At 61.0% G+C, this 24049-nt stretch carries 17 protein-coding genes, 1 tRNA gene and 1 pseudogene; 6 read left to right on the top strand and 13 right to left on the bottom strand.

Annotated features, from left to right (window positions below; translation table 11 throughout):
* Positions 1-77 precede the first annotated feature (77 nt).
* Positions 78-4799, bottom strand: coding sequence for a YadA-like family protein (locus tag BM70_RS32960; protein WP_025854536.1), 4722 nt, complete (start codon positions 4797-4799; stop codon positions 78-80).
* Positions 4800-5525: 726 nt separating this feature from the next.
* Here BM70_RS32960 and BM70_RS0102520 point away from each other — a divergent pair.
* The 4 genes and pseudogenes from BM70_RS0102520 to BM70_RS32090 all read left to right on the top strand — a co-directional run bounded on the left by BM70_RS0102520 (position 5526) and on the right by BM70_RS32090 (position 11035).
* Complete coding sequence (locus tag BM70_RS0102520; RefSeq protein ID WP_025854535.1) at positions 5526-6830, top strand: EAL domain-containing protein; 1305 nt, start codon at positions 5526-5528, stop codon at positions 6828-6830.
* A gap of 160 nt (positions 6831-6990) precedes the next feature.
* Positions 6991-7650, top strand: a complete 660-nt coding sequence (locus BM70_RS0102515; RefSeq protein WP_025854534.1) for a response regulator transcription factor — start codon at positions 6991-6993, stop codon at positions 7648-7650.
* 2 nt (positions 7651-7652) lie between these two features.
* Complete coding sequence (locus BM70_RS0102510) at positions 7653-10070, top strand: ATP-binding protein (protein WP_025854533.1); 2418 nt, start codon at positions 7653-7655, stop codon at positions 10068-10070.
* 683 nt (positions 10071-10753) lie between these two features.
* Positions 10754-11035: pseudogene (locus tag BM70_RS32090) on the top strand (hypothetical protein).
* A gap of 83 nt (positions 11036-11118) precedes the next feature.
* Here the strand turns inward: BM70_RS32090 and BM70_RS0102505 are convergent.
* The 5 genes from BM70_RS0102505 to BM70_RS0102485 all read right to left on the bottom strand — a co-directional run bounded on the left by BM70_RS0102505 (position 11119) and on the right by BM70_RS0102485 (position 14834).
* Positions 11119-11194: transfer RNA gene (locus BM70_RS0102505), tRNA-Gly, on the bottom strand.
* A 63-nt stretch (positions 11195-11257) separates the two neighbouring features.
* Positions 11258-11818 (bottom strand): CDP-diacylglycerol--glycerol-3-phosphate 3-phosphatidyltransferase, encoded by a 561-nt coding sequence (pgsA, locus tag BM70_RS0102500; protein ID WP_016968866.1) that lies wholly within the window; start codon positions 11816-11818, stop codon positions 11258-11260.
* A 32-nt stretch (positions 11819-11850) separates the two neighbouring features.
* Complete coding sequence (gene uvrC, locus BM70_RS0102495) at positions 11851-13674, bottom strand: excinuclease ABC subunit UvrC (protein ID WP_025854532.1); 1824 nt, start codon at positions 13672-13674, stop codon at positions 11851-11853.
* 1 nt (position 13675) lies between these two features.
* A complete protein-coding gene (uvrY, locus tag BM70_RS0102490) occupies positions 13676-14317 on the bottom strand; it encodes a UvrY/SirA/GacA family response regulator transcription factor (protein ID WP_025854531.1) in 642 nt (213 codons plus the stop codon).
* Positions 14318-14468: 151 nt separating this feature from the next.
* Entirely contained in the window at positions 14469-14834 is a 366-nt protein-coding gene (locus BM70_RS0102485) for a helix-turn-helix domain-containing protein (protein WP_025854530.1), read from the bottom strand.
* An 82-nt stretch (positions 14835-14916) separates the two neighbouring features.
* Between BM70_RS0102485 and BM70_RS0102480 the strand changes: the two genes are divergently transcribed.
* Positions 14917-15156, top strand: coding sequence for a DNA-binding protein (locus BM70_RS0102480; RefSeq protein ID WP_025854529.1), 240 nt, complete (start codon positions 14917-14919; stop codon positions 15154-15156).
* 35 nt (positions 15157-15191) lie between these two features.
* Here BM70_RS0102480 and BM70_RS0102475 read toward each other — a convergent pair whose 3' ends face one another.
* Positions 15192-15623 (bottom strand): GNAT family N-acetyltransferase, encoded by a 432-nt coding sequence (locus BM70_RS0102475; protein WP_025854528.1) that lies wholly within the window; start codon positions 15621-15623, stop codon positions 15192-15194.
* Positions 15623-16372 carry a carbon-nitrogen hydrolase family protein gene (locus BM70_RS0102470; protein ID WP_025854527.1) on the bottom strand — a complete coding sequence of 250 codons (750 nt, stop codon included), beginning with the start codon at positions 16370-16372 and terminating at the stop codon, positions 15623-15625. The genes BM70_RS0102475 and BM70_RS0102470 overlap by 1 nt, the downstream gene beginning before the upstream one ends.
* A gap of 616 nt (positions 16373-16988) precedes the next feature.
* Between BM70_RS0102470 and BM70_RS0102465 the strand changes: the two genes are divergently transcribed.
* On the top strand, positions 16989-18068 hold the full coding sequence (locus tag BM70_RS0102465; protein ID WP_025854526.1) for a 3-deoxy-7-phosphoheptulonate synthase: 1080 nt from the start codon (positions 16989-16991) through the stop codon (positions 18066-18068).
* A 122-nt stretch (positions 18069-18190) separates the two neighbouring features.
* Here BM70_RS0102465 and BM70_RS0102460 read toward each other — a convergent pair whose 3' ends face one another.
* The 5 genes from BM70_RS0102460 to BM70_RS0102440 all read right to left on the bottom strand — a co-directional run bounded on the left by BM70_RS0102460 (position 18191) and on the right by BM70_RS0102440 (position 24033).
* Positions 18191-18892, bottom strand: coding sequence for an NAD(P)H-dependent oxidoreductase (locus BM70_RS0102460; protein WP_025854525.1), 702 nt, complete (start codon positions 18890-18892; stop codon positions 18191-18193).
* Between the two features lie 9 nt (positions 18893-18901).
* Positions 18902-20521 carry an ABC transporter ATP-binding protein gene (locus BM70_RS0102455; RefSeq protein WP_025854524.1) on the bottom strand — a complete coding sequence of 540 codons (1620 nt, stop codon included), beginning with the start codon at positions 20519-20521 and terminating at the stop codon, positions 18902-18904.
* Positions 20522-20523: 2 nt separating this feature from the next.
* Positions 20524-21351 (bottom strand): ABC transporter permease, encoded by an 828-nt coding sequence (locus BM70_RS0102450; protein WP_025854523.1) that lies wholly within the window; start codon positions 21349-21351, stop codon positions 20524-20526.
* Between the two features lie 3 nt (positions 21352-21354).
* Positions 21355-22314, bottom strand: coding sequence for an ABC transporter permease (locus BM70_RS0102445; protein WP_025854522.1), 960 nt, complete (start codon positions 22312-22314; stop codon positions 21355-21357).
* A 132-nt stretch (positions 22315-22446) separates the two neighbouring features.
* Positions 22447-24033, bottom strand: coding sequence for an ABC transporter substrate-binding protein (locus tag BM70_RS0102440; RefSeq protein ID WP_025854521.1), 1587 nt, complete (start codon positions 24031-24033; stop codon positions 22447-22449).
* Between the last annotated feature and the right edge of the window lie 16 nt (positions 24034-24049).

Genomic DNA, 24049 nt, shown 5'->3' with positions numbered 1-24049 from the left:
GAGGCCGGCGGGGAATATCGGACTGCTCCTAAATCGGCAGGCCGAAGGCCAGGCCCTCGCCCTGCCGATATCAGGCCCTACCATTCATAACCCACGCCGACCGCCAGCCCGACACTCCCCTGAGCACTGCCCGAGCCATTGGCCTTGTAAGCCCAACGACCATCTTCGGTGCTCCCGGAGAGGCCGACGGCCAAGGATGACTGCCCTTCGTAGACCGACGTCCCCATGGCCACCATGCTCCTGCCCGGCGTCGAAGCCACAGGCAAGGCTGCCATGGCCATCGCCGATGCGATGCCAGCGTAGGCATCCTGGCGCAGTGCGCTGATCTGGCTGTCTGTATAGGCATTAGCTTGCCGCAGCGAGCGATCAGCCGCCTGGTTGGCTATCTGCGTAGTCTGGCCCAGGTTGACGACATCACTCGCCTCACTGGCTGCTGCCACATTGGTGATTTGCCGCTCCGCGCCCGGTGCGCCCACCGAGACGGTATTCGCCCGCTGGGCCTGGGAGCCGGCGCCCAGCGCGACGCTTCCGGGCGCATCGGCGTTGGCACCTGCCCCCAGTGCGGTGCTGCGAGGCGCCTGAGCCACGGCACCTGCCCCCATGGCAACACTGCGTTCGCTACCGGCCTGGGCGTTGGCCCCTACTGCCACAGCCTTGCTGCCCGGCGCCACCGTTGCTTTGTCATTGCCTTGGGTATCTACGGCGATACCGGAGGCCTGCTGCGCCAACTGCTTTACTTCTCGGTTGACAGCGTCGAGCTGGCGCCCGTTAACTGCATCGGTGCTATCGGCGCTCAACGCCCCCTCCTTCACGCCAGTCAGTATACGAGGCCCCTGGGTACCGTTGAGATCGACGCGAACGCCATCAGTATCCTGTGCCACCTGGATATCCCGGCTGAGCGAGTCCTGGCGTACCAAACCTACCTGGCCGTTGCTCACCTGCTCGCGAAGACTACCCACATCCGCCATGGCCTTGTCGGCCTTGGTGCTGACCGCATTCAGCGAGGCATCGAGTGTCTCGATCGCCTGCCCGACATTGTCTGCTTGGATCTGGCCAGTGGACCCATCCTCATGGTTGATCCGGGTCACGCCGAACGCCGGCGCCTTCACGGAACCATCCGCGTTCACAGCGGCGCCACCGCCCAGCGCATCAGCCAATGCCTGTCGGTCTGCGCGGCTCGCTGCCTGTACGCGATCAAGCACGGTCTCACCCTCCCCCAGCCCCTGCAATTGTGCTGCGGCACGCTCGGCAACCCGGGCAACCTGGCTGGCCAGTGTGTGAGCGGCGTTTGCTGCCTCGCGTGCGTCGGCAGCCGTGCCGCCAGCGGTATCGGCGACCTGTTGCGCGGCATCAGCGGCGGTATGAGCAGAGGCGGCCGCGACCACCGCGCCATCCGCTGCACTCTGGGCCTTTATAGCAGCCGCATGGGCCGCGTCGGCGGCGCTGTTGGCCTGCGATGCGGTGAGCGCGACGGCATCGAGCTGGCCCTTATTGACAGCATCGGTTTGCGCAACACCGGCTGCCAGGTTACCGATGCGTGCAGGCTCTCTGCGATCAGCGCCGCGACCCGCGGTATAAGCACCGCGAACCTCGTCCCACACAACGCTGTCGTCACGCAGGCCCCGGACCTCCTCGCTCAAGGCACCAAGTGCTGCTCCTTGGCGGTTCACGGCGGTGTTGACCTTGTCGACGTTGCTGTCCAGAGCCGTCAGGGCATCACCCACATTGTCATGGGTTTGAGGAACAGGCTGAACGCTGCCGTCCGCATTAATCTGACTGATTGCATAGGCCGGCGCCGTCGGCTGACCATCGGCGCCCACGGTAGAGCCTCCTCCCAGTGCCTTGGCGACGAACTCACTGGCTGCACCTGCGGCGCCTCGGATAGCGGCGTCGATGCGCTGGACAACGGTCTGGCCGTCGTCCAGGCCCTTGAGCTGACTGGCGGCGATATCCGCGGTGGCCTTGGCCGCATCAGCGGTGCCTTGGGCCGCGTCCGCCCCACGCTGGGCATCGTTTGCGGCGCCAAAGGCGTTGTCGGCGCTGCTCTGTGCCGTGACCGCAGCCTGCAGCGCATCGCTTGCCGATCGCCCGGCAGCGTCTGCAGTACCCTGAGCCTTATCCGCCGCGTTGCGCGCAGACGAGGCCGAAGCCAGAGCGGTATCGGCGGAACCCTGGGCGATTTCGGCGGTTTCCTGCGCGCCGGAAGCCGAGCTCAATGCCGTCTCAGCCGTGGCTTGGGCAGTCTCTGCGGTGTGCTGTGCCTGGGTTGCCGAGGCCAATGCGCTGTCAGCGGTACCCTGGGCGTTGCCTGCCGCGCTTTGCGCGCCGGCTGCCGCAGCCAGTGCAGAGTCAGCCGTGGCTTGGGCGGTCTCGACCGCCTGGTGCGCCGTGGAGGCCTTGCTCAGTGCCTGGTCGGCAGTAGACTTGGCGACGTCCGCAGTGCGCTGTGCCGTGGAGGCCGCGCCAAGCGCAGTGTCCGCTGTGCCTTGCGCGGCATTTGCGGCCTGCTGAGCACCAGCCGCCGAACCGAGGGCAGCATCCGCGCGGTCCTGAGCCGCTTGAGCGTCAGTCTGCGCTCCTGTCGCCGTTGCCAACGCGGAGTCGGCAGTGGTTTGGGCGGCGCCGGCGGATTGTCTGGCGCCATCGGAGGCGCTGAGCGCCTGATTGGCGGTGAGCTGTGCGGCATCGGCGCTCTTTTGTACAGCAGCAGCCTTATCCAGCGCTGTATTTGCAGTGCCTTGAGCTGCGTCGGCAGCCTTTTGCGAGGTTGCCGCTGCAGCCAATGCGGTGTCGGCGGAGCCCTGGGCGGCCGTAGCGGTTTCGCCGGCCCGAACTGCCGCGCCCAATGCAGTATCGGCAGTGCCTTGCGCAACATTCGCGGTTCGTTGGGCACCGGAGGCTGTGGTCAGCGCGGAGTCGGCAGTGCCTTGGGCCGCCGCCGCGTTTTTTTGCGCTTCAGACGCAGAACTCAACGCCGTGCTCGCGGCCCCCTGCGCGGCATCGGCAGTCTTTTGTGCAGTGGCTGCCGCCCCCAGGGCAGTAGTGGCGATACCCTGTGCGTTTTCCGCCGTTTGTTGTGCATTGGCAACGGCCACTTGCGCCCGCTCGGCAACTTCCTCCGCGGACTCCGCGGTTTTCTGCGCGTTCGCTGCCGAGTCCAGCGCGGAGCTGGCCGTTCCTTGCGCCACTCCGGCACTTTTCCGGGCGCTGTCGGCCATGGTCAAAGCAGCGTCGGCAGCACCTCGCGCGCCGTCCGCCACTTTACGGGCACCATCAGCGCCAACCAACGCCGAGTTGGCTTTTCCCTCTGCGGTCTCAGCCGTTCGCTGCGCTGCCGTTGCCGAATTCGCCGCCACGTCTGCAGCCGCCTGTGCCGCTTGGGCCAGTTGCTGTGCACCGCTTGCCGAACCCAGTGCCGAGTTGGCAGTACCTTGGGCGCCGTCGGCTGTCGTTTGCGCGACTGATGCGATTCCCAGCGCCGCAGTGGCAGAGCCTTGCGCGGAGTCTGCGGCTTTTTGTGCGTCGTCGGCCGAGTTGGCGGCATCCTTGGCTGTGTTCTGTGCAGTATCTGCCGTAGCCCGTGCTCCTGCCGCCGTTTGCAGGGCGGCATCGGCCCCCTCCTGCGCCGCACTTGCGGTTCTGCGAGCGTCGGCGGCCGTGGCCTGCGCCGCGTTGGCACCGGCCAGCGCCGTATTGGCGAGCGTGTTCGCGTTGTTGGCCGTACTTTCCACGGCGTCCAACTGGCCCTTGTTTACCGCGTCAGTAGCGGCCACACCTGCGGCCACGTTAGCAACGCGGTTCTCACGGCTAGCGCCTTCACTGGCCGTGTAGGCTTGCTGGTCCTCATTCCACCGCAGGTATTTCTCGGCCATCGCCAAACGGACTTGCTCAGCGGTGTCGTTGGCCAATTGATCCACGTCACTCAAGGCTTCCTGTGTACCTTTATGGGCCTGATCCAGCACCTTGATCGCCCCCACCACCGACGTAGGCTGTGCCACGCCAGCGCCCAGGCTGGTCAGGGAAAAGGTCGGCAGTACTACCTTGCCGTCCTTGACCACCGTGCCCTCACCGAGGGCCTCCGCCACCGACTGAGTGGCGGCCTGCTCCCGATCCCCTAGTTTCTGGATCGCATCGTACGCGACGAACAACTGGGCGCCATTGACACCATCGGTGCTAGTCGCGCTAACCGCCCCGGGGGCCATATTGATCAGTTGGCGAGTCTGGTTGGCATTACCCAGACTGACCACGCCCATTGCCGACCTACTGTCGAAACTGTAGGCATTGTCATTGATCGTCACCGGCGCCACTGCCTTCAGGTTTTGCGTCGTGGCACCACTGCCCAACGCAACACCATAACGATGTTGCGCAGTGGCCTTGTTGCCCAACGCAACCCCTTCATCGCTACTGGCCGTCACACTGGCCTCAGTGCCTATAGCGACACTGTGGATGCCATCCGCCTTGGCGTCGCGACTTGCGGCAAAAGCCCCTCCGCCGCTGGCCGATGCACCAGCGCCCACTGCCGTAGCCCGCTCTCCCTCCACCCTAGTATTCGCGCCGATAGCCGTGGCGTACTGATTCGTGGCCTGGGCGTTGTAGCCAAATGCGTGGGCGTAATCAGCCAGGGACTTGGCTTGGAAGCCCGCCGCCATGCCCCAGCGGCCGAGGCCTTGGGCTCCATGACCAATGGCTGCGCCGTCGGTAATGGCTTGAGTGCTCTCGTTACCGATCGCCATATTGCCGCCTGGCTGCCCGAGTATCACACGGCCGCTGTTGACGAACAGTTCTCCGCCCAGGGTCAAAGAGGTAGCCCCTACGCCAGGAACGCCTCCAGGACGGTAAAACAGAACCGAATCGGTCTGCGAACCTTTAGTCGCAGAATTGCACTTATTCGAGGCCTGATCTTTGAAGATAAGGTTTTGCGCAAGATAGGTACTGGCATTGCCATCGTTGTTCTGTGGATCATTCAAGCTTACACACTGGCCATCCGCATTCGCGTTGATATGCAAACCATTCCCGGCATGAGCAGGTGCACTCAGCAATGCCGTTATACCTGTCAGGGTCAGCACTCCCAATATCGCCCAATCCAGTTGACGGCGTGATAACGAACACGCATCAGGCGCATGGCAATAACGCATGCGAACCCAGTAGCGAATCGGATTAAGTGGCGCTGACCGCAGGAACGCAAACGGCAAGACTGAACGTGACGTGACTTTCACAATAACTCACCCTGTAGCACACACATCGTCAGGTATGAGGCCTCACGAAGTGGCATTGAAGCGCAGAGGCAAGGACTGTCGGCGACAGCGTGCGTGCACTCGTTCTGTAATGCTCGCAGTTGCTGCGAGCCGCTATGAATCGGGCTGAATTCTGTAGAGCATTCAAAAACGCGCATATCGGACTGCTCTTAAATTTTTAACCAACGCCCGCAGACGCCGGGGTCAGTCGCGATTTAGTCCCAGTCTTATATTTCTTCCACACTGTCCTTGCTCAAATACACCTTCACAACAACCACCGAGCATCAGCAGATGGCAGCCCAAGTCATCGCCCCCTCCGAGCGCGCCCTGCAAAGCCTGGTCATTCTGGCCAGTGACGAGCATTACGCACATCGCGTCATCACGCAGCTCAGCGGGAGCCACCTTTTTCAGATCGAACGCATCGACTCGTTGAGCGAATTGATGACGCATTTGCGTAAGCAGCCTGTCGACATCATCGTCGCGCAAATTCACGCTGATCACGTCGACAGCTTGATGCTGCCGTGCTGTGTCAGCGACCTGAATGCTTCCGGGTTACTGCGCAGCATTCCCCATATCCTCTGGACCGCGCAGCCGCAATCCTCGCTTGCGCTCACGCCTGGATTGCTCAACGCAGGGGTTGAGCAGGGCTGGACTCAGACCCTCAATGGCGTCTCGACGGCAGCCCTGGCTTCCCATGCCCGCCTTGCCAAGGCTTCAGGTATCCGGGTAGAGATCGCTGTTGAACAACAGCCCGAACAGTTCCTGACTGCTATCAGTCAACTGGCGAATACCGCCCACCCGGCGCCACGCAGCCCCAACGAGGAAAAACTGGAGCAACTGTTAAATGACGATGAGGTGGTTGCAGCCCTCGCCACCGGAGATGGATTAAGAGTGGTCTACCAGCCTCAATACGACCTGGCGACCCGGGCAGTCGTCGGAGCGGAAGCCCTGATCCGCTGGCACCACCCACGTCATGGAGATGTGCCACCCTCGATCCTGATCCCGATGATCAACCAACTCGGACTGGATCTATTATTGTTCAGCTTTATCGAAAAAACCGTAATCGACACGTTGGGCAGGCTGAGCCGTTCAGGCATTGAAATTCCCATCGCCATCAACGCGTCGGCGCGCACGCTTTGCGCTCATGGATTAGCCACTCGGCTTGCGCAGAAGATGCATCGCGCAGGTTTGCCTTGCAAACGCCTCAAGATCGAATTAACCGAGGATCTCGCGCCCGATAGCGAATTGGCCCTTTCAGCTTCAATCACCGCGCTGCGCGCCAAAGGCTTTCCGGTGTCCCTGGACGATTTCGGTGCAGGTGCGGCAACGCTGTCATTGCTGGCACGGATGCCGTTCGACGAGATGAAGATTGACGGTGCCCTGGTACGTGCGCTGGGGCAGTCCGCACACTCTTCAGAAATCATCTCGGGCATCGTCGGTCTAGCCCAGTTGTTCAACATCAACTTGATCACCGAAGGCATTGAAGATACCGAGAGTATCGAATTGCTGAGCAAGCTGGGCTGCAACACCGGGCAGGGTTTCGCTCTGGCCCGGCCCATGGAAAGCGATGATTTTTTAAGCATGATCACCGCTTAGGGACGCGTTGACGTTCATTGAACCTGCATACACCACCTCACGCGTGCCTGAAGCGATAACGGCGCGGTTCAACGATATTTACAACCCTGCTGGAGCCGAATTGATAGATGGTCTTTAATCGATTAGTTACCCGGCTACTTTCGAGTGTCCATTGGCAACCATGAAAACCGTACGCATAGCGATCCTTGATGATCATGCAGTGGTACGCCACGGCCTTGTCAGCCACCTCGCCGAAGAGTCGTCCATCGAGATTGTTGGTGTTTATGAAACCAGCCGTGAACTGATACGCGGCATGGCGACAATGCCTGCCAACGTCTTACTACTCGACTTTGCTCTGGGGCGAGATGAGCTGGACGGCGTCTCCCTGATTCGCGCCCTACGAAGCCGCTTCCCTGACTGTCGTATCCTGATGGTATCGAGCCATCATGAATCGGCCACCGTGTCTCTTGCCTTGCGTGTCGGGGCACGAGGGTTTGTAGGTAAAGATGAGGGACTGGGAAGCCTGGTAAAGGCGATTCGTACCGTTGCCTCGGGTGCCATCTACCTGAGTGCCGACATGTCTTACCAAGTGGCCGATGCAGCCAGGCCCGGTGAATCGACACAAACGCCGATCAGTGACAACGCCTTGCAGCGCGCTGCCTTGTCCGCGCGCGAGCAGGAAGTGATTCGGTGCTATCTGGAAGGCATGACGGTGACGGAGATCGCCGAGAAGTTCAATCGCAGCATCAAGACCATCAGTACGCAGAAGGCCACCGCTTTTCGCAAGCTTGGAGTCACCTCTAACAACGGCTTGTTCAAGATCATGAAAACCCTGGACTAGACATGATGACCAGGAACCGCGTTCGTTGGGGCGCCAGCCTGTGCCTGTTGATGGCCGCAACATGGGCTAACGCCGGCGCGCGGCCTCCCGGACCTGATTTAAGCGTCGAGGAAAGAGCCTGGATCGAACATCATTCGGTATTGCGTGTCGCCGTAGTGAGCAGTCTTTCTCCAATCGAATACGTGGAGAACGGCCGCCTCAAAGGGCTGTCCGCTGAGTATTTGCAGCTGATTGCAGACAAGACCGGCATGAAGATCGACTATGTTGCAGCTCACTCGATTCAAGAGCGCATAGAGCTCCTGACAACCGGACAAGCAGACCTTATCTCCACCGTCAGGCTTAATGGTCCCGGTGTTAAAGACCCCCGACTGCTGCTAACTTCAGCCTATTTGAATACCACTACGGTCATCATCACCCGCATCGGACGCCCGCCTCTTTTCGAGGCTGAACAGCTGGACCGGCTGACCGTGACCCTGCCCTCCTTCGATCGATACAAAGATTTCCTCGCGACGAAGGCACCTGGGGCGAAATTGATCATCGGCGGCAGCGCCCTGACGATGCTGCAGCAAGTTGCCGAAGGCACCGCCGATGCTGCGGTGGCCACCGAAGCCTATCTGCTGCCGTTCCTCTATCGCCAGTTCCAGGGCCAATTGCAGATATCCGGGGTGCTCACCGGTATGGCGTCGCAAATTGGCATGGGCACTCGGAAAGACGAGCCTTTACTGCACTCAATCATCCAGAAGACGCTCGATTCAGTCACCCCTGACGAAGTTCGCATCCTGCACGCCAATTGGCTGCGCGAACATGCCACCCAGGACCTGACGATAAGGGAAGTTGTGTCCCACTACCCTCATGAGCTCGCGTTAATTGTCCTGGTCGTATTGTTGTTGCTCATCACGATTTACCAGACCCAGCGCATGCGCCAGCGAGCCGAACGCAACGAGCGAGAAAAGGCAATGTTCCTGGCGGTGATGAGCCATGAAATCCGCTCGCCGATGAACGCGGTGGTGGCTGCCGTGGAACTGTTGCGCAACACGCCGTTGGACAAGCAGCAGCAGCACTTTGCCGACCTGGCCAACCACGGCGCACAATCATTGCTGAGGTTGCTCAATGATGTGCTTGATATTTCCAAACTCGACGCAGGCCAGGTCAAACTCGAATACGAACCGGTAAATATTTCCACTCTGGTGAATAACGTTGTTGACTTGCACCGTTTGCGAGCACGGGAGAAACATCTATCGATCGGCGTCGCTAGAGAGCCCCACCTGCCATTGCTGATGCTCGATAGCACTCGTGTTGGACAGGTACTGCACAACCTGCTGTCCAACGCCATCAAATTCACCGAAACCGGAGGTGTAGAGGTGGCCTACGTCATCAGCGACCTGAATACACCTCGCCGCAAGCAGCTACGATTGACAGTCACGGATACGGGTATCGGTCTGAGCCCAGAAAGCCAGGCCCGCCTGTTCCAACCCTATAGCCAGGCCGCACAGTCTTATAAGCGCTCCGGTGGCACGGGCCTGGGGCTGGTCATCTGTCGTGACCTGCTCAAACTTATGGGTGGCACCCTCACACTAGACAGTACATTGGGTGAGGGAACGCGTTTCGAGTTGTCGTTGACGGCAGAGTTGGCGCCCCCCGACTCGACGGAGGCTGAAGCCGTCCGCCCTGCCACAATTTGGTCAGCAGTACCTGCGCCAATGACGCTACGCATTCTGGTAGTGGAAGATACTGTCGCCAATCAGGCTGTCTTGCAGGCACAGATCGAAGGCTTCGGCTGTACCCCTGTCATCGCGCGAGACGGCGCCCAAGCCGTGGACTGCTTTGAGCAGGGCTCTTATGATCTCATTTTAATGGACTGCGACTTGCCGGATCAGGATGGCTATTCGCTGACGCGTTTGTTCCGAATGATTGAAAAGGATGCGGCACAAGCCCGCTGCCCTATCATTGCGATTTCTGCATCTACGGACAACGAGCATGTCACACGCTGCTTTGATGCAGGCATGGATGGCGTCCTAAGTAAACCGATCAGTCTTGGAAAATTACAGGATGCCATCGAGTTATGGTGCGGCGTAACGCTGACGCTACTGCCACAGCCCTTCGCTCACCGGGTCCCGGTGGACCGCCAGCACATCCTTGAAGCATTGGAGCGGGATCTGCTGGCGCTGCTTGAAGGTATGACTTTACGCAGTCTGGAGCCTGCCCTACACGCAGCCCACCGTCTTCACGGTGCCGCACGCACCATAGAATGGGCAGCCGTAGCCCGCGAGTCGGGGCAGTTGGAGGTCCTACTCAGAGCGGCAACGCCATGGAATGACCCAGGCTACTGCACGACATTACAGGCGCTGCTTCACGGGTTCCGCACCACGACATTCAATCACCCTGTTTTCGACCAGGCCGCTCCCCGTCCGCAGGGTTGAAATTATGGTCTGTGATTTCAGAGCAGTCTGATTGGATTATCCAGTCTCCCACTTGAAAATCAGCCTTGTCAGCTAACGACACACTCAACTGCACCCAAGGTTTGACTGATGGATCCTTTGCACGAGATTCAAAGACGGCAACTAAGACTAATCGAGTCAGCATCGATTAACGAGGCCTGCGCGACTGACTTACTCAGTCTGTTGCGCAAGCTGACAGTTGCCGAAGCCAGTAATGTCCTGAATATGGTCACACTGCTGCAAAGCGAGGCGGAATTTTTACGCAGGCTTTCGAACGAGATAACCATACGTGATTATCGAGGGCTGCCTGGTTAGTGTGGTCGCACGTTTCCAGCATGCGCCGCTTTGCATGACTTGAGCACGCATATAACCTTTTCACGATCGTTCACCTGCTTACCAGTGAGTTATCACAGGCGCGAGACCTCAAGTCGGTCATCACGCCCTTTCAATCCTATTGTCGCGAAGCGGGGCGGTCAGGAGGGTCGTTGTAAACGATGGCTTTCATTGCGTTCTCCCAGAGGCAAGACGAAAGGGAGTTTTCGTCAGCGCATATTCAATCTGGCCCAGAGAACCAGTCGTCTGTTCAAGAAATCCGCTTCAGGTCTGACGAGCGGTAAGTTTCAGAACCTCTCAAAAATTCTGAATCATTCGCCCCGTCAGCCGTCATGTCTTACGATTATCAGGTTATTGCCAGCGTCATCGCTGCATCTCGTCATATGGGAACACATTCGGATGAACACCTTAACGAGTCGGTAAATATTCAACTGACCAGCAGCGGCAAACCGACGATCGCGCGTTTGAATTTCGACATGCCACTTCAATGGCCCGCCCACCCCAACTTTGTCATGGTTAACCTGCCGGACGGCTCATAAGTCGGTGGAGTGATTGCCGAAATTGAAAAATCGGCCGAGGGCCCTGGTTGGGTGACTTTTACCGTGGATGACTGACGCCTTCTGCGAGCGATGCGATCCGGACTGCCAAATCCCAGGCAAAAAAAAGCCACTCTATTGAGTGGCTTTTTCTTTGTGTTTGGAGCGGGAAACGAGACTCGAACTCGCGACCCCGACCTTGGCAAGGTCGTGCTCTACCAACTGAGCTATTCCCGCGTCTTGGTGATGCGCATTCTATAGAATTATCAGAACCCGTCAACCCCTTGATTCAAAAAAGTTTTATTTCTTTTCAACGGTGGTGCGCAGATGCGGCCAGGCAGCGCGCAGATACTGGAGCATGGACCACAAGGTCAGGCCGGCGGCGATCAGCAGCAAGGCGTAGCCCAGCAGGACCCAGAACGAGAAGTCCGACGGGTTGGCCAGCAGGATGACCAACGCGAGCATCTGCGCTGCGGTTTTCCATTTGCCCATGTTCGAGACGGCGACGTGGGCACGGGCGCCGATTTCCGCCATCCATTCGCGCAGGGCCGAGACGACGATCTCGCGGCCGATGATCACGGCGGCCGGCAGGGTCAGCCACAGGTTGCCGTGTTCCTGCACCAGCAGGACCAGGGCGACGGCCACCATGAGCTTGTCGGCCACCGGGTCCAGGAACGCGCCGAACGGCGTGCTCTGCTCCAGGCGGCGGGCCAGGTAGCCGTCGAGCCAGTCAGTGGCGGCCGCGAAGGCGAACACGGAACTGGAGGCCGCGTAGCTCCATTCGTACGGCAAATAGAACAACAGAATGAAAATCGGGATAAGCAGGACGCGTAGAACGGTGATCAGATTAGGGATATTCATCGGCACAACTGGCTACGAGGTGGAAAGGCATTCTATTCGCTATGCAGATTCGCATAAATCAACTCAGCGAGCTTTTTACTGATACCGGGTGCTTTGGCTATTTCGTCAATGCTGGCACGGGACAGCTCCTGCAAGCCACCAAAATGTTTAAGCAAGTCACGACGCCGTGTCGGCCCGACCCCCGCGACCCCTTCCAGGGTTGAGGTTCGCCGGGTTTTGCCACGCCGGGCGCGGTGGCCGGTAATGGCGAAACGGTGGGCTTCGTCGCGGATCTGCTGGATCAGGTGCAGCGCCGGCGAGTCGCCCTTCAAGGTGAACTCATGGGCGGCATCATTCAAGTACAACGTCTCGAACCCGGCCTTGCGCGTGGCGCCCTTGGCCACGCCGAGCAGGATCAGGTCGGGCACCGCCAGTTCGTTGAGCACGTCGCGGGCCATGGACAGTTGGCCCTTGCCGCCGTCCACCAACAGGATATCCGGCAGCTTGCCCTCGCCATCCTTCAACTTGCTGAAACGCCGCGTCAGGGCCTGGTGCATGGCCGCATAGTCATCGCCGGCGGTGACGCCTTCGATGTTATAGCGCCGGTAGTCGGATTTGATCGGCCCTTCCGGCCCGAAGACCACGCAGGACGCCACGGTGGCCTCGCCGCTGGAGTGGCTGATGTCGTAGCACTCAAGGCGCTGCGGCGGTTCATCCAGGTTGAGCACTTCGGCCAGGGCGTCGAAACGTGCGGCGACGTGCTGTCGATTCGCCAGGCGTGCGCTCAGGGCCTGTTCGGCGTTGGTCACGGCCAGTTGCTGCCAGCGCGCGCGGGTGCCGCGCACGCGGTGGCTGATGTCCAGCTCGCGGCCGCGCAGTTCGTGGATCGCCTCGATCAGCGTGGGGAAGTCTTCATGCACCACGTTGACGATCAGCTCCGACGGCAGGTCGCGCTCGGGGCTGCTGACGTAATACTGGCCGAGGAAGGCCGCCATGACTTCGGCCACTTCCTCGTCGATACCGGTCTGTGGGAAGAAGTTCTTGCTGCCCAATACCCGCCCTCCCCGCACGCTGATCAGGTGCACACAGGCGCCGCCCGGGTTGACGAAGGCCGCGATGACGTCCACGTCGCCGGTGCCACCTTCCATGCTCTGCTGATCCTGCACGCGGCGCAGCAGGGAGATCTGGTCGCGCAGTTCGGCGGCACGTTCGAAGTCCAGGGTGCTGGCGGCCTGCTCCATGGCGCCGGAGAGTTCGTCGGTGAGGGCGTTGCTGCGCCCTTCGAGGAACATCACCGAATGGCGCACATCCTCGGCGTACTCGGCCGGGTCCACCAGGCCGACGCAAGGCGCCTTGCAGCGCTTGATCTGGTATTGCAGGCACGGCCGCGTGCGGTTCTTGTAGAAGCTGTCTTCGCACTGACGCACAAAAAAGGTCTTCTGCAGCAGGCTCAGGCTTTCGCGGATCGCGCCGGCGCTGGGATAGGGCCCGAAGTACTTGCCCTTCTGCTTCTTCGCGCCGCGGTGAATGCTCAGGCGTGGGAAGTTGCCGTCGGACAAGAACACGTAGGGGTAGGATTTATCATCGCGCAGCAGGATGTTGTAGGGCGGCCGCCATTCCTTGATCAGCGTCTGCTCGAGCAGCAGCGCTTCGGTCTCATTGGCGGTGATGGTGGTTTCGACCTGGGCGATACGCCCCACCAGCGCGGCGGTCTTGGGCGCGAGACCGCTCTTGCGAAAGTAGCTCGCCAGACGGTTCTTGAGGTTCTTGGCTTTGCCGACATAAAGCAGGCGCGCCTCGCTGTCGAACATGCGGTACACGCCGGGGCGGCCACTGCAGGTCGAGAGGAAGGCACTTGGATCAAACGGTGTGGTCATGTCAGGCGCTGGCGTCCACCATGCCGTGGCGCACTGCGAGCAGGGTCAATTCAACATCACTGCTGATGGCGAGCTTCTCGAAAATGCGATAGCGGTAGGTGTTGACGGTCTTGGGCGACAGGCACAGCTTGTCGGAGATCGTCTGCACCTTCTGGCAACCGACGATCATCAGGGCGATCTGGATTTCCCGCTCCGACAGCGCATCGAATGGCGAGTCGCTGGTGGGCTGGAAGGATTTGATGGCCAGTTGCTGGGCGATCTGCGGGCTGATGTAGCGCTGGCCGGCAAACACCAGGCGAATGGCTTGCACCATCTCGGCCAGGCCTGCACCCTTGGTCAGGTAACCGGCCGCACCCGCTTGCAACAGGCGTGTCGGGAACGGGTCTTCTTCACACACAGTCACCACCACGACCTTGATGTCCGGATGGCTGCGCAACAGCTTGGTCGTGGCACCAAGACCGCCGATACCGGGCATCTTGACGTCCATCAGGACCACATCGGGTTTCAACTCCCGGGCCTTGATCAGGGACTCTTCTCCCGACTCGGCCTGGCCGACTACTTGCAGGCCATCGATGTCAGCCAGCATTCGTGTAATGCCTGTACGAACGAGATCATGGTCATCGACTACTAGCCCCCTAATCAAGCAGACACCTCGCGATATGGTCTTATAGGTTGCTGAACACCTTAGCAAAAAACCACGGCGCAGACCTAGCTGCAAGCGTCATATATATAGAGTTTGAACGCACAGTAGCCGTCCACCGAACGGTGAACGGCGCTATTTGTTGGGCGACGGGTCAGGAATCCTGGGGGTGCGACCTGGGTTTTCCGTTCTGCGCAGCGGAGTGCTCGGCCAGGGTTGAGGTCAAGCGGCGGATCGCCGCCTGGTCTTCCTTGAACATTGCACGGTAATCACCCAGTACTTTTTCTTCAATCTGGCTGAGGTTTTCCAGTTGAATCGGCGTGGTTACGCCGGTCAGCACGTACAACACATCCACTCCTCTCTCGGCGACGCGCGACAAGTAGTCCGCTTTGGGCGCCCGCCCTCCGCTTTCGTATTTTCCTTGCGCGTTGGCTTCGACGCCTCCTATTTCACCAAAAACTTTCTGCGACAAGCCAAGCCGCTCTCTTTCTTGCCTCAAACGCGAACCGATTCCACTCATTTGGATGTATGATCCTATTTGGCACACCCCAAGAGGTGACACACTCATCTCATTGCTAAACGAACTTGAACGGTTTTGAACTATGCCCGGAATCCGTACTGCTGCACAAGCCAAGGCCTGGCTGGAACACCAAGGGAAGTCAGTTCAAGCGTTCGCCCGTGAACATGGCGTTGATCCGGCAACCACCTACCAAGTGCTCGCTGGGCGCAAAAAGGGACGGCGTGGAGAAGCCCATAAGGTAGCGGTCCTGTTGGGCATGAAAGAAGGGATTATCCTTGCTGAGGCCGATAGCCAACGCAACGCTCAGGAAGTCATTTCCTGAAGCCAGTATGCGCTTATTAGCATCAGGTGCAGGGTCTAGCTTGTAAGGCAGACACGCTCCATGCACCAGAAGCAGTTCTCTTCACCGACAATGCCAAACCCGCGGCGCTGATAGAGCCTCCTCGCCGGATTGGTCTTGAACACGGTCAAGCGTAACAAGCCCAGGGCCCGGGCCTTGAGAGCCATCTGTTCCAATACCCAACTGCCCGCGCCCAGCCCGCGAGATGCCTCGATCATATGCAACTCGCGGATATAGAGCGCTCGGCTGTCGCGGCTCAAGCTGATAAAGCCCATCACCGTGTCATCGCCACAGATCAGCCAGTTTTCGCGGCCAGCCCAGGCGACGTCGAAGCCATCGTTGGACCAGACCAGTCCGTATTGCAGGTAGTAGCGGCTCATGGCCTCGAAGGTCAACGTTCGGGCGAACGGCAGGTCCTGGTCTGTCGCCTCGCGCAGATGGAACGCCATTAGACCACCACCACTTGGCCAGCCCACTCCCCGCCCTCGCGACGGGCAATCACCAGCGCATCGCCAACACCGGAAGCAGCGACCAGTAAACGGCCATCAGCCGCCCAGATCGCGCTGCGACCGGCGCACACATAGCCACCCGATGGGCCACCATGGTTGGCCATCAACACCAGCAGGCCATGCTCGGCGGCATAGCCCTGGAGCAACGCGCTGTCTGTAGCGTAGCCGCCTTCGCTGATCAACACCCCGGCGGCGTAAACCGTGGCACCGGCCTCAGCCGCCAGACGCGGATGGCTGGCGTGGGAAAAGTCCGCGCATACCGCCAGCGCGATCCGCTCGCTTCCCCGCTCGAGGGCCGCCCCGCCCTGCCCCGGAACAAACGCCAACTCTTCGCCAGGGTGCAAATGCTGTTTGGTGTAGACCGCCAGGGAGCCATCCGCGCCCAACACCAGCGCACCGATCGACACACCGGCCTCGGGCGCCAGGCGGATCGGCATCCCCACCACCGCCGTCAGCCGCAACTCCCGCGCCATGTCACGCAGCGGTGCCAGCACGCTGTCATCGGGCGCAATCGCCAACCCGCCTGCCAATGACGGCTCATACCCGGTCAACGACAGTTCCGGAAACACCAGCACTTGCACGCGGTGCTCGGCAGCCACGCGCATGAACGACAGGTGCCGTTCGATATTGGCCGGCAGGTCGCCCGCGAGGGAAAGGGTTTGAGCAGCGGCAAGGGTCAGGGCAGTCATGGTCGCGTCCAAGCAATCATCATCGAGTAGTGACAAGCATATCTCGGCCCATAGTGGTTGGTAGCGGTACGCGATAGAAATTACTGATTGAATCCTCCCATACGCCTCTAGTAAGCTCCCCCCATCATTTGGAGACATACCATGTTGCAACTCACCCACACTCAGGTTTGCCCTGCTGCCAGCGCCCCGCGCTCGGTATCGGCTACCCGCGTGAACGGTTCGAGCGCAGCTGTAAGCTTTTATTTTGGGTATTGGTTTAGCCACTGGCGCGCCTGATACCTGAAATCGGCGCCCACTGCTCAAGGGGTCGCCTACCAGAGAAATCTAACCCCCGGTCGGCTCCCCGACCGGGGGTTTTGTTTTTTCAGCCCTTAATCATTTCGCTTCACACCGAATACTAAAAAGGAATCACGACATGAACTACGCCACCTATTACCGCTACGACACTTCCACCGCATGGCGATTTAGCCAGCTCCGCTCGGGACAGCCTGCCGCCTCCGATCGGTCACCTATTGGTGGCAAGCCAACACACGTAGCCAGCACGGCCAATTGTCGAACACCCCAGTAGGGCCGAGCGTGCGGGAACTGCCCGCCGCTTGCCCAGGAAGCCTTGAATATGAACTCTGCCACCGCCGCTTTGCCCGTCTCTGCTCTGATCAGCGCCAATGAAGCCCTGACCCAGCGCCTGCCTAGCTCTCTGGAGCTCAAGCACCAGTTGCCCCTCAGCCCGTTCCTCAATGAACAGGTGCATGCCCATCGCCAAGCCGTGCGCGCCATCCTCAATGGCGAAGACTCTCGTTTACTGGTGATCGTCGGCCCGTGCTCGATCCACGATCCGGAATCGGCCATGGAGTACGCACGCAACCTGAAGAAGCTCGCGCTGGAAGTCAGCGACCAGATGTTGCTGGTGATTCGCGCCTACGTCGAAAAACCCCGCACCACCATCGGCTGGAAAGGCCTGGCCTATGACCCGCACCTGGACGGCAGCGATGACATGGCCGCCGGCCTCACGCTGTCCCGCGAACTGATGCGCGAAATGCTGCGCCTGGGTCTGCCGGTCGCCACTGAGTTGCTGCAACCCATGGCCGCCGGCTACTTCGATGACCTGCTCAGCTGGGTTGCGATTGGGGCGCGTACCACCGAATCGCAGATCCACCGCGAAATGGCCAGCGGCCTGGGCATGCCCGTGGGCTTCAAGAACGGCACCGACGGCGGCGTGGCGATTGCCTGCGATGCAATGCGCTCGGCCGCCCACCCGCACCGCCACTTCGGCGTCGACAGCCAGGGCCATCCGGCGGTCATCCAGACCCCGGGCAACCCCGACACCCACCTGGTGCTGCGCGGCGGTCACCGTGGACCGAACTACGATGCGCAAAGCGTGGCACAGGTAAGACACGACTTGGCCAAGTCCAAGGTGGCGGCGCGGATCATGGTCGACTGCAGCCATGCCAACAGCGGCAAGGATCCGTTGCGTCAACCGGCAGTGTTCAACGAGGTACTGGAACAGCGCCTGCAGGGCGACACCTCGCTGATCGGCATGATGCTTGAAAGCCATCTGTTCGAAGGCTGCCAGCCGCTGAGCCCGTCGATGAAATACGGCGTATCAGTGACCGATGGCTGCCTGGGCTGGAACGGCACTGAACAGCTGCTGCGCAGTGCGGCCGAGCGTTTGCGCCAACAACACAAAACCAACTGATTGGTCGAGATCGAAATGTGGGAGCTGGCGTGCCTGCGATGGCGGAGTGTCAGGCTATAAATCTGTAGCTGATGTACCGTTATCGCAGGCACGCCAGCTCCCACATTTGATCAGTGTTTGGCTCACGACAGGGGATACAGCGCCTCATCAAACTGCTCAAGTTTCGGGAATACCAAGGGCTGTTCATCCGCCAGCCCTTGCAACCGCTGCGCATACCCCACCAGGAAATCCTGTCGCGCTTGAGCACTGATATACGGCACATGCCACGCCACGAACGGCGCCAGCACGTCATAGCCCACATACGCCAGCGTACCGCGCAGGATCGGCCGCAACATATCCTCCAATGGCCCGTGGATCGCGCCTTCACCGAACATGTGCTCGCGCCCGCCCAGGGTCACCGTGACCATCGCCCGCTTGCCCGCCAGCCCGCCTTGATCGTAGAAGCGCTTGCCGCCGTAACAAACGCCCGACACCAGCACCCGGTCGATCCAGCCCTTGAGCATCGCCGGCGCCGAGAACCAGAAGACCGGAAAGTTGAGGATCAACAGATCAGCCCACAACAGCTTGTCCAACTCACCCTGGATATCCGCCGCGATTGACTGCTTCTTCACCCCCAGGCGCTGCTCCAGGGCATACACCAGGTAATCGGGATTTTCCCGCGACGAAAAGTCCGCCGCCGACGCCACCGGGTTCCACTGCATGGCATATAAATCACTGACCTTGACCTCATGTCCCTGGCCCTCCAGCGTGGCAACCGCCTGATCGCGCAAGGCTGCGGTGAATGACTGCGGCTCAGGGTGCGCGTGAACAATCAAAACCTTCATACAAACTCCTCAAACGGTGTGTGCCGCCCGTTGGGCCAGCAAGTGATCGAGCCAGTCAGGGTCCATTTCCGGCTCTGATGAAAACAGCAAGCCGGTGTAGTCCTGGTACGGCGGAGTGAAAATCGCACTGCGGCTGCCCTGGTCCACCACCCTGCCCCGCTGCATCACCACCACCTCGTCGGCAATCGCGCGCACGGTGGCCACGTCATGGGTGATAAACAAGTAGGCCACGCCCAGTTGCTGCTGGATGCGGTTCAGCAGTTTCAGTACCCCTTCGGCCACCAGTTGATCGAGGGCCGAGGTGACTTCATCGCAGATGATCAGTTGGGGGTCGGCTGCCAGCGCGCGGGCGATGCACACCCGCTGTTTCTGGCCGCCGGACAGCTCGCGCGGCTGGCGCGCCATGAATACCGCCGGGTCCAGCTCGATCATCTCCAGCAACTCGGCCACCCGCGCGCGCAGCGCCTTGCCCTTGAGGCCCAGATAGAACGTCAGCGGCCGGCCGATGATATCGACGATGCGCTGGCGTGGGTTCAGCGCGGTGTCCGGGATCTGGTAGATCATCTGGATACGCCGCAGCTGCTCCTTGCTGCGCCGCCGAAAATCCACCGGCAACGCCTCGCCGTCATACAGCACCTGGCCCGCGGTCGACGGCAGCAGCCCGGTGATCAAGCGTGCCGTGGAGCTTTTGCCGCTGCCAGACTCGCCGATCACCGCCAGGGTCTGACCACGATAGAGCTTCATCGATACCTCATGCAGCACCGGTTGATGGCCGTAACTGGCGCTTACCTGCCGCACATCCAACAGCGGCACTTCCTGCACGGGACACGCCTTGGGCTCGGTGCGAAAGCTGCGCACTGCCCACAGGGATTTGGTGTAGTCCTGCTGCGGCTGGCTGAGCATGCTGCGGGTGTCCGCCTCTTCCACCAGCTTGCCGTGGCGCAGCACCATGATGCGATCGGCCATCTGCGCAACCACCGCCAGATCATGGCTGATGTACAACGCGGCGCTGCCGAAGGTTTTCACCGCATCGCGAATGGCCGCCAGCACTTCGATCTGAGTGGTGACGTCGAGGGCCGTGGTGGGCTCGTCGAAGATAATCAGGTCCGGGTGGCAAGCCATGGCCATCGCCGTCATCACCCGCTGCAACTGCCCGCCGGAGACTTGATGGGGATAACGCTGGCCGATCGTTTCCGGATTGGGCAGGCGCAGCACGCGGTACAGTTCCACCGCTTCGCGCTCGGCCTGGGCGCGGTCGACGCCGCCATTGATCACCGCCGTTTCCACATGCTGGTCGATCAGGCGATGCGCCGGGTTGAACGACGCCGCCGCACTTTGCGCCACATACGCAATACGCAGGCCACGCAACTTGCGCAGCGCCTCGGGCCTGGCCTGCAGCAACGGGATGCCGTCGAAACACACCGAGCCACCCACGATGCGGCAACCGTCCCGCGCATAGCCCATCGCCGCCAGACCAAGCGTGGATTTACCCGCCCCCGACTCGCCAATCAGCCCCAGTACTTCACCGCGCTGCAATGTCAGGTCGATGCCCTTGATCAGCGGGTGCCAGGCGTCTTCGTAATGCCCTTCGATCTGCAGGTTGCGGATTTCCAGCAGTGGCTTGTCCATCCTCAACACTCCTTCAGGCCGCTGGATTTGTGCAGCATCCAGTCGACGACAAAATTCACGCTGACGGTGATCAGCGCCACCGCCAGGGCCGGCAGCAGCGGGCTGATGTCGCCGAAGGTGATCAGCACCGCGTTGTCGCGCACCATGCTGCCCCAGTCAGCGGTGGGTGGCTGAATGCCCAGGCCGAGGAACGACAGCGCGCTGATAAACAGGAACACAAAGCAGAAACGCAGGCCGAATTCGGCAATCAGTGGCGCGGCGGCGTTGGGCAATACTTCGCGGCTGACCAGCCACCACAAGCCTTCACCGCGCAGGCGTGCGGCTTCGACAAAGTCCTGCACCACCACGGTCATCGCCACGGCACGGGACAGACGAAACACCCGCGTCGAATCCAGCAGCGCAATCACCAGCACCAGCGACGTGGCATTGGTGCCTACCACGCTCAGAATCAGCAAGGCAAAGATCAGCTGCGGAATGGCCATGAGGATATCCACCACCCGCGACAATCCCTGGTCGATCCAGCCCCCCTTGATCGCCGCCACCAGGCCGCTCAAGCCTCCGAGCAGAAACGCCAGGGTGGTGGTCAGGAACGCGATGCCCAAGGTGTTGCGCGCGCCGTACACCAGGCGGCTGAACATGTCGCGCCCCAGGTTATCGGTGCCCAGCAGGAACTGGCCGCTCCAGGGCGCAAAGCCCTCGCCCACCACCTGGGTTTCGCCATAAGGCGCCAGCAGCGGCGCGAACAGCGCAACCACGACGTACAACACAATGACCAGCAGGCCGAACTTGGCGCTCAACGGCGCCCGGGCCAATTGACTCAACAGGTTCATGGGCTACCCCTTCGAATGCATCAGGCGTGGGTTGCTGGCGATGGACAACACGTCAGCCCCGGTATTGAGCAGGATGTAGGTGGCGGCAAAGACCAGGCTGCAGGCCTGCACCACCGGGATGTCGCGCTTGGACACCGAATCCACCAGCAACTGGCCGAGACCGGGATAGACAAACACCACCTCGACTACCACCACGCCCACCACCAGGTAGGCCAGGTTCAGCGCAACCACGTTGACGATGGGGGCCAGTGCGTTGGGCAGTGCATGCCGCCAGATGATCCGCGATTGGCTGATGCCCTTGAGGCGGGCCATTTCGATATACGGGCTGGCCAGCAGGTTGATCAGCGACGCGCGGGTCATGCGCATCATCTGCGCGATCACCACCAGGCTCAGGGTGGCGACTGGCAATACCGAGCGCTCCAGGATCGTGCCGAACGTGGCATCCGGCGCCAGGTTCGACAGGCTCGGGAACCAGCCGAGTTTCACCGAGAACACCAGGATCAGCAGGTAGGCCACGAAGAACTCAGGGAACGACACCGCGCTCAACGCCGAGGTATTGAGCAGGCGATCGAACCAGCTGTTGCGATACAGCGCCGCCAGCATGCCCAGCACCAGCGCCGTAGGCACCGAGACCAGCGCTGCCAGTGCGGCCAGGCTCAGGGTGTTGCCCAGCCGCGCCCCGATCAGTTCGGCAATGGGTCGCTGGTTGGCCAGCGAGGCGCCCAGGTCACCGTGCAGAAGCCGCAGCAGCCATTGCGCGAAGCGCGTAAACGGCGGCAAATCAAGGCCAAGCTGTGCCCGGAACGCCGCCACGGTTTCCGGGGTGGCGGACTGGCCGAGCATGGCCTGGGCAATATCCCCCGGCAACATGCCCACGGCGAGGAAGATGATCACCGACACAGCGAACAACGACAGCACACCCAGGGCCAAGCGTTGCAGGACCAGTTTCAACAAGCTATTCATCGTGCGATTCCTTGACTGGGCACGCGTTCAAAGACATCACCGCCCTAATGCAGGAGCTGGCTTGCCAGCGATGAGGCCAGCGGCATCACCGCCAACCTCCGGTCCGCCATCGCCGGCAAGCCGGCTCAAGGGTCAGGCCTGCCACCACCGTTCGATCAACCGCAACCCGTCCAACTCGCCGTAAGGTGCGGTCTGCGCGCCATGGGCCACGCGGTTCGAACGCGCCGCCACCGAGCTGGCAAACAGCGGCACAATCGCCCCGCCGTCGTCCCGGCACAGCGCCTGCATTTCGTTGTACATCTCCTGGCGCAGCGGCGCGTTCATCTCGCCACGGGCGGCGTTGAGCAATTGGTTGAAGCGCGGGTTGTCCCAGTGGGTTTCATTCCAGGCCGCGCCCTTGGCATAGCCGATGCTGAACATGCGGTCGGCGGTCAGGCTGCTGTACCAGAACGAGGTGGTGAATGGCTGCTTCATCCACACATTGGAGAAGTAACCGTCGGCCGGTTCGCGCACCACATCGATGTCGATACCGGCCTGGCGCGCCTGCTCCTTGAACAGCACCGAGGCATCCACCGCGCCGGTGTAGGCGGCGTCGGAGGCTTGCAGGCGCACCTTGAGCGACTCCACACCAGCCTGGCGCAGGTAGAAGCGTGACTTGTCCGGGTCGTAGGCACGTTGCTCCAGGGCGCTATTGATAAAGCGGCTGCCGGGCTGGATCGGATGGTCGTTGCCCACCAGGCCGTAGCCATGCAGCACCGAGGCCAGAAGCGTCTCACGGTTGATCGCGTGCTTCATCGCCATGCGGATGTCGTTGTTCTTGAACGCGTTGCTGTCGCACAGCATCGGGAAGGTGTAGTGCTGGGCGCCCTTGGTTTCTTCGATGACCAAGCCGGGGTTGCGCTTGAGCAGCGCCACGGTTTTCAGATCGACCTTGTTGATCACATCCACCTGCCCGGTGACCAGCGCGTTGACCCGCGCGGCGCCGTCGGCAATGGCCAGCAGCTCGGCGCTGGTGAAATGCGCACGGCCGGGTTTCCAGTAGTCGGGGTTGCGCTCCAGGTCCATGCGCACACCGGGCTCGAAGCTTTTCAGGCGATAGCCGCTCGTGCCTACGCCGGCTTGCCAGTCGGCGCTGCCGTCCTTGGCCGGCATGATCACCAAGTGGTAATCGGCGACCACATAGGCGAAATCGGCATTGCCCGAGTGCAGCTCGAACACCACCGCGTCCGTGCCTTTGGCCGTGACGCTGGCGACATCGCCGAGCACGGTCTTGGCGGCCGAGGTGGACTTGGCGTCCAGGTGATGATTGATCGAGGCCACCACGTCTTCGGCGGTCAGGCTCTTGCCATTGTGAAAGGTCACGCCGGGGCGCAAGTGGAAGGTCCACACCCGCGCATCGGGCGTGGATTCAAACCGTTCGGCCAATTCGGGAATCGCACTGCCGTCCACCGCGATTTCCGTGAGGGTGTTGTACACCGCCGAAAAGCCGACAAAGGTGAACGTATCGACCCAGGAGCCGGGGTCACGCGAATCGGTGGTGCTGCCACCGGCCAGGCCCAGGCGCAGTACGCCGCCAGGTTTGGGCGTGACCTCTGCGGCAAAGGCCTGCAACGGCAGCCCCATGGAAAACGCGGCAGCCACCGCACCGGCCACGGCGCTGTGTTTGAGGAAGTCCCTTCGGTGCATCGCTTGAGTCATTTTGTTGTTGTTTTCGCTCATGGTCTTGTCTCTCTAA

This window comes from Pseudomonas sp. CHM02 (assembly GCF_000612585.1).
Lineage (GTDB): Bacteria > Pseudomonadota > Gammaproteobacteria > Pseudomonadales > Pseudomonadaceae > Aquipseudomonas.
Note: the sequence above shows the minus strand (reverse complement) of the source record. Positions and strands in the feature narration are given on the sequence as shown.